At 38.0% G+C, this 5,451-nt stretch carries 3 protein-coding genes; all 3 read left to right on the plus strand.

The window, feature by feature from the left end:
- Positions 1-15 precede the first annotated feature (15 nt).
- The gene (locus DWU89_RS20120) at positions 16-3,027 is read left to right on the plus strand and encodes a SusC/RagA family TonB-linked outer membrane protein (protein ID WP_316250685.1); all 3,012 of its coding nucleotides are present in this window, start codon (positions 16-18) and stop codon (positions 3,025-3,027) included.
- Between the two features lie 33 nt (positions 3,028-3,060).
- A complete protein-coding gene (locus DWU89_RS20125) occupies positions 3,061-4,665 on the plus strand; it encodes a RagB/SusD family nutrient uptake outer membrane protein (protein ID WP_115501412.1) in 1,605 nt (534 codons plus the stop codon).
- Positions 4,666-4,850: 185 nt separating this feature from the next.
- Positions 4,851-5,249, plus strand: coding sequence for an ATP-binding protein (locus DWU89_RS20130; RefSeq protein WP_187574957.1), 399 nt, complete (start codon positions 4,851-4,853; stop codon positions 5,247-5,249).
- Positions 5,250-5,451: the final 202 nt, after the last annotated feature.

Below are 5,451 nucleotides of genomic sequence, written 5' to 3' on the forward strand. Positions count from 1 at the left end.
AGTTCTGCAAAAACTCTGGTAATTTCCTTTGTGGGCATGAAAGCTCAAGAGGTCAGAGTGAAGTCTAATTTAAAAGTACTGTTAGAATCTGACAACCAGATGCTTGACGAGGTAATGGTTGTTGCTTATGGTACGGCTAAGAAATCTGCATTTACAGGTTCTGCGGCTATTGTTGATGCGGAAGAGATTGGTAAAATCCAGACATCAAATGCAACACAGGCTTTAGTTGGTAAAGCTGCTGGTGTGCAATGGACCAGTTCGACAGGGCAACCGGGTGAAAATGGAGACAACAAACCCAAAATTAGGATTCGTGGTATTAGCTCCATCAATGCAGGTAATGACCCGTTAATTATATTGGACGGTTCCCCTTATGATGGTGATATGAATAATATCAACACACAGGATATCGAATCCATGACTGTTTTGAAAGATGCTGCATCCAATGCTTTATATGGTGCACGTGGTGCAAACGGTGTCATTATGATAACTACCAAAAAGGGTAAATCGGGTAATGCGCAAGTGACATTAGATGCAAAATGGGGATCAAACTCTCGGGCAACTCGTGATTACAAAACAATCAAAAATCCGGCACAATACTATGAAATGTATTATGGGGCATTGAAGAGTTATTTTATGAATGCTCAAAATATGTCTGATGAAGTAGCACACGCTAACGCGAATAAATATATGACAGGTAGCGGTGACTATGGATTAGGTTATAATATATATACAGTTCCCCAAGGACAATCGCTTATTGAAGCAAATGGAAAAATAAACCCAAATGCAACTATGGGTAATATTGTAAACTATCAAGGGGCGGATTATCTGCTAACTGCAGATGATTGGTTAGACGCTGCTTACAGTAATAGTTTACGTCAGGAATATAATGTTAGCGTTTCAGCCGGTTCTGACAAATCCTCTTTTTACTCTTCGTTAAGTTATTTGGATAATGAAGGTATTACGGCAAATTCTAATTATGAACGACTGACTGGGCGTATGAAAGCTGACTATCAAGTAAAAGACTGGTTGAAAGTTGGTGCGAACATGTCTTATACTCACTATGAAGCTAAATCATTAGGTGAAGATGGAACTTCAAACTCTTCTGGTAATATTTTTGCCTATGCAACACGTATTGCTCCTATTTATCCTTTGTTTATTCGCGATGGTCAAGGTAATATCCTGCGTGATGACAATGATTTTCTTCGATATGACTATGGCGATGGGAACAATGCCGGTATAACTCGACCCTTCATGTCTGGAGGAAATCCTTATTCATCGAATCTTTTGGATGTAAACAGTAATGAAGGCAATGCCATGACTGTTAATGGTTTCTTTGAAGCACGTTTTTTGAAGGATTTTAAATTTACTTGGAACAGCGGTGTTAATATCGATGAATCCCGTGCTACTAATGTAACAAACCCGTATTATGGAAGCTACGCTTCTTCAAACGGTATTACATCTAAAACTCACAGTCGCTCACTTTCTTATAATCACCAACAATTACTGAACTATAACAAGGTGGTTAACGATGTCCATAATATTGGCGTAATGATTGGGCACGAATCTTACAGAAGTCAATATTATTATTTGAATGCAAGCAAATCCAATATGTTTGATCCGAATAACAGTGAATTACAGGGTGCTATTACAGAAAATGGTAGCGATTCCTATACGACGGATTATAATACAGAAGGTTATTTTGGACGTATCCAGTATGATTATGCTGAAAAGTATTATTTCTCTGGTTCATATCGTCGTGATGCTTCTTCACGTTTTCACCCGGACAATCGTTGGGGTAATTTCTGGTCATTAGGTGGAGCATGGATGATTTCCAAGGAAAATTTCTTCCAGAACAGTGACGCTTTGAAGTTTATTGATATGTTAAAGATCAAAGCTTCTTATGGTTCTCAAGGTAATGACAATATTGGTAATTTCCGTTATGTAAGTACATATGATATTGTAAACTCGTCTGGTAATCCAGCTGCCGTTCCTTATACATTAGGAAATAAGGATATCACTTGGGAAACAAATGGGAACTTCAATGCTGGATTTGATTTTGAGATGTTTAATAACCGTTTCTCTGGAACTGTTGAATATTTTTATCGTAAGACTTCTGATATGTTATTCTCTTTCCCGTTGCCTCCTTCATATGGCTATTCTTCTTATTATGCCAATGTTGGTGATATGCGCAATCAGGGTGTGGAAGCAGAATTTAATGTAACAGCAATCCAAACCAAAGATTTTACATGGGATATTCGTTTGAACCTGACTCATTACAAGAATAAAGTCACATATTTGCCGGAAGAACGTAAGACCATGACTGCAAGTGGTGTACAGGGATATAGTAGTGGAAATTACTACTATGGCGAAGGTATTCCATTGTACACATACCGTATGCCTCAGTTTGCAGGTTTGAATGAGAATGGAGAAGCATTGTATTATAAAGACATTACGGACAATAACGGAAATATAACAGGTCATGAAACAACAACATCTGCTTCCGGTGCAACTTATTATCTATGCGGAACAGCATTGCCTGATGTATATGGAGGTTTCGGAACAGCTTTAAGTTTCAAGGGATTTGATTTGTCTGTGGATTTCGCTTACCAAATTGGCGGACAAGTTTTAGACAGTGACTATTCCAGTATGATGAACTCTCCGAGATCAACATCAAAAGGTTCAGCATTTCACGAAGATTTGTTGAAAGCTTGGACTCCCCAGAATTCAGCATCCAGTATACCGCGCTTACAATTCGGTGACCAATTTACGGCTTCAACATCCGATCGTTTCTTAACAAGTGCGTCTTATTTGAGTTTGCAGAATATCAATTTTGGATATACGTTACCGACAAATTGGGTTCGCACATTAGGTTTAGGTAAACTGCGTGTTTATATGGCAGCAGACAATGTGTTCTTATGGTCTAAACGTCAGGGATTGGATCCACGTCAAAGCATCAATGGCGAAGTTACAGCTTCCTACTATGCTCCGATTCGGACTATCTCGGGAGGTCTAACTGTAACATTCTAAATAATAACTGTTTAATAAAGATTTGTAGAATATATGAAAACGACAATATCAAAAATAATATTAGGGACTTGTTGCTCGGCAGTTCTCCTAATGACAGGATGCGTAGAAGAAACATTTCCTACGGATGTAGCCACTGCAGATCAGTTGGGCTCTTCTGCCAAGGCGACGGAGGCTTTGTTATGGGCAATGCCTGCATATTTTAATCATAATGCATCGGTTAGTGAGGATGCTCATTACGATTGGGGATATGGAGCTATCATGCACATTCGTGATGTGATGACGGGGGATTTGCCAGTTGTCAGTTCAGGATATGACTGGTTTTCTTCTTGGGGATTGACTGAAAATTTAGGTGATAACTGGATGAGTACACAGTTTCATTGGAATTATTATTGGAAATTTGTACAAACAGCCAATAATATAATTACGACGGTTAACCCGGATGATGCAACAGAGGTACAGATTGGCTATTTGGGAGCTGGTTATGCATTTCGTGCACTTCTTTATTTGGATATGACACAGATGTATGAATTCCTTCCGAATGATAAAATCTCGGGAGTAAATGGAAGTGGTAACAATGTGGAGGGACTGACGGTTCCTATTGTCAGAGAAGGCATGAGTGAAGAAGATGCACGAAACAACCCACGTGTAGATCGGGCTACTATGGCTGCTTTTATTTTGGATGACTTAAATAAAGCGGAAGAGTATATCGTGAATCTGACAAATGTAGCTAAGACGTTACCTCATCTGGATGCCGTGTATGGTCTGAAAGCACGCTATTATATGTGGTTGGGCGATTATGCAAATGCAAAAATCTATGCGCGTAAAGCTATTGATAATGCATCTGTTGTACCAATGGATGAAAATGCATGTTTGAGTACGACTGCCGGATTTAACGATATTTCAAAATGGATGTGGGGATCACAACTTTTGGCAGAAGATAATGCCGTTAAGACGGGTATTATTAACTGGGCATCTTGGATGTCAAACGAAACTAATTTCGGATATTCCGGTATTGAAAGTTTTTTGATGATTGATGCTTCCATGTATAAGCGCATGAGTGATACCGACTTCCGTAAAAAACTGTGGAAAGCTCCTGCCGGAACTGCATTGGAAGGACAAACGCCGTTTATGAACGAAGATTTTGCCAATCATTTAAGTGATTATTCTTCTGTAAAATTCCGTCCAGGTTCAGGAGATCCGGAAGATTACACAGTTGGTGCTGCTACGGCTTATCCTATAATGCGAGTAGAAGAAATGTACTTCATTGAAGCAGAAGCTGCAGCACATTTGAATGAAGGCGAAGGCCGCCAGTTAATTACGGATTTCATGACAACATACCGTGATCCACAATATACTTGTACCGCTTCAGGTGATGCATTGATTGATGAAATTGTTTTTCAAAAACGTGTTGAATTATGGGGTGAAGGTTTGAGTTTCTTCGATATTAAGCGTTTGAATATGTCGGTTACTCGTGGTTATCCGGGTTCGAACTTTGGTGATGCCAAACGCTTTAATACAAATGGACGCCCAGCATGGATGAATTTCTGTATAGTGCAAACTGAAAAGAATAATAATGAAGCATTGGTTGGATTTGAAAATCCGGATCCAAGTAACGCATATACCCCTTGGGCCGAATAAAACTCCAGTAAATAGAAGAAATTCTTTTATTTAGGACAACGGGAGTCCAATAAGAAACTTAAAATAGTTATTTTGTATAGAAGAAGCTGTTGTATCTTGAACAACAGCTTCTTTTTTTCAGGGCTAAGACAGAATAAAAAAGGTTATTTTGTTTCTTACAAGAAATAAAATACAATATTTACCCTATGTTATTCCCTGTAAGAAATAAAAATGCTTACTTGGTAAATCGTATTCGACCGGCAGATATACAAGGGAAGCGTCCTTTCCGTCCAATGGATGTTGAGCAAATATTAGAAAATGTAGTGTACCATCATCTATCTTTATGTGGTTACACATTGTCAGTAGGCCGTAATGGGGATCGCGAAATTGATTTTTTAGCCGAACGCAACAGAGAAAAAGTTTATGTACAAGTCGCTTATTCAGTCATAGAACCTAAAACTTATGAAAGGGAATTTGGGAATCTCCGTATGATTAAGGATAACTATCCAAAATATGTTGTTACAATGGATGAAATAGAAGGAATATCTGATGGAGGAATCAAACAATTACCAATCCGTACATTTTTAATGCAAGAATCATTTTAAATATACAAAAACAGGTAGAAAATAAGTGTCATTTCATTTCATTGAAAAGAACTTTCAAATACTTAATATAAAGGTAACAAATTGATATATATAAAATTACGACAAAACAATTAGTAGAGGGATTTCTTTGTTTGATGAAGGATTGGTAGAAGCGTAAACTGCTGATAATTAATTTAATAATCCATATTCACAGTTCTGCAAA

The organism is Parabacteroides acidifaciens, from assembly GCF_003363715.1.
GTDB classification, from domain to species: Bacteria; Bacteroidota; Bacteroidia; order Bacteroidales; family Tannerellaceae; genus Parabacteroides; species Parabacteroides acidifaciens.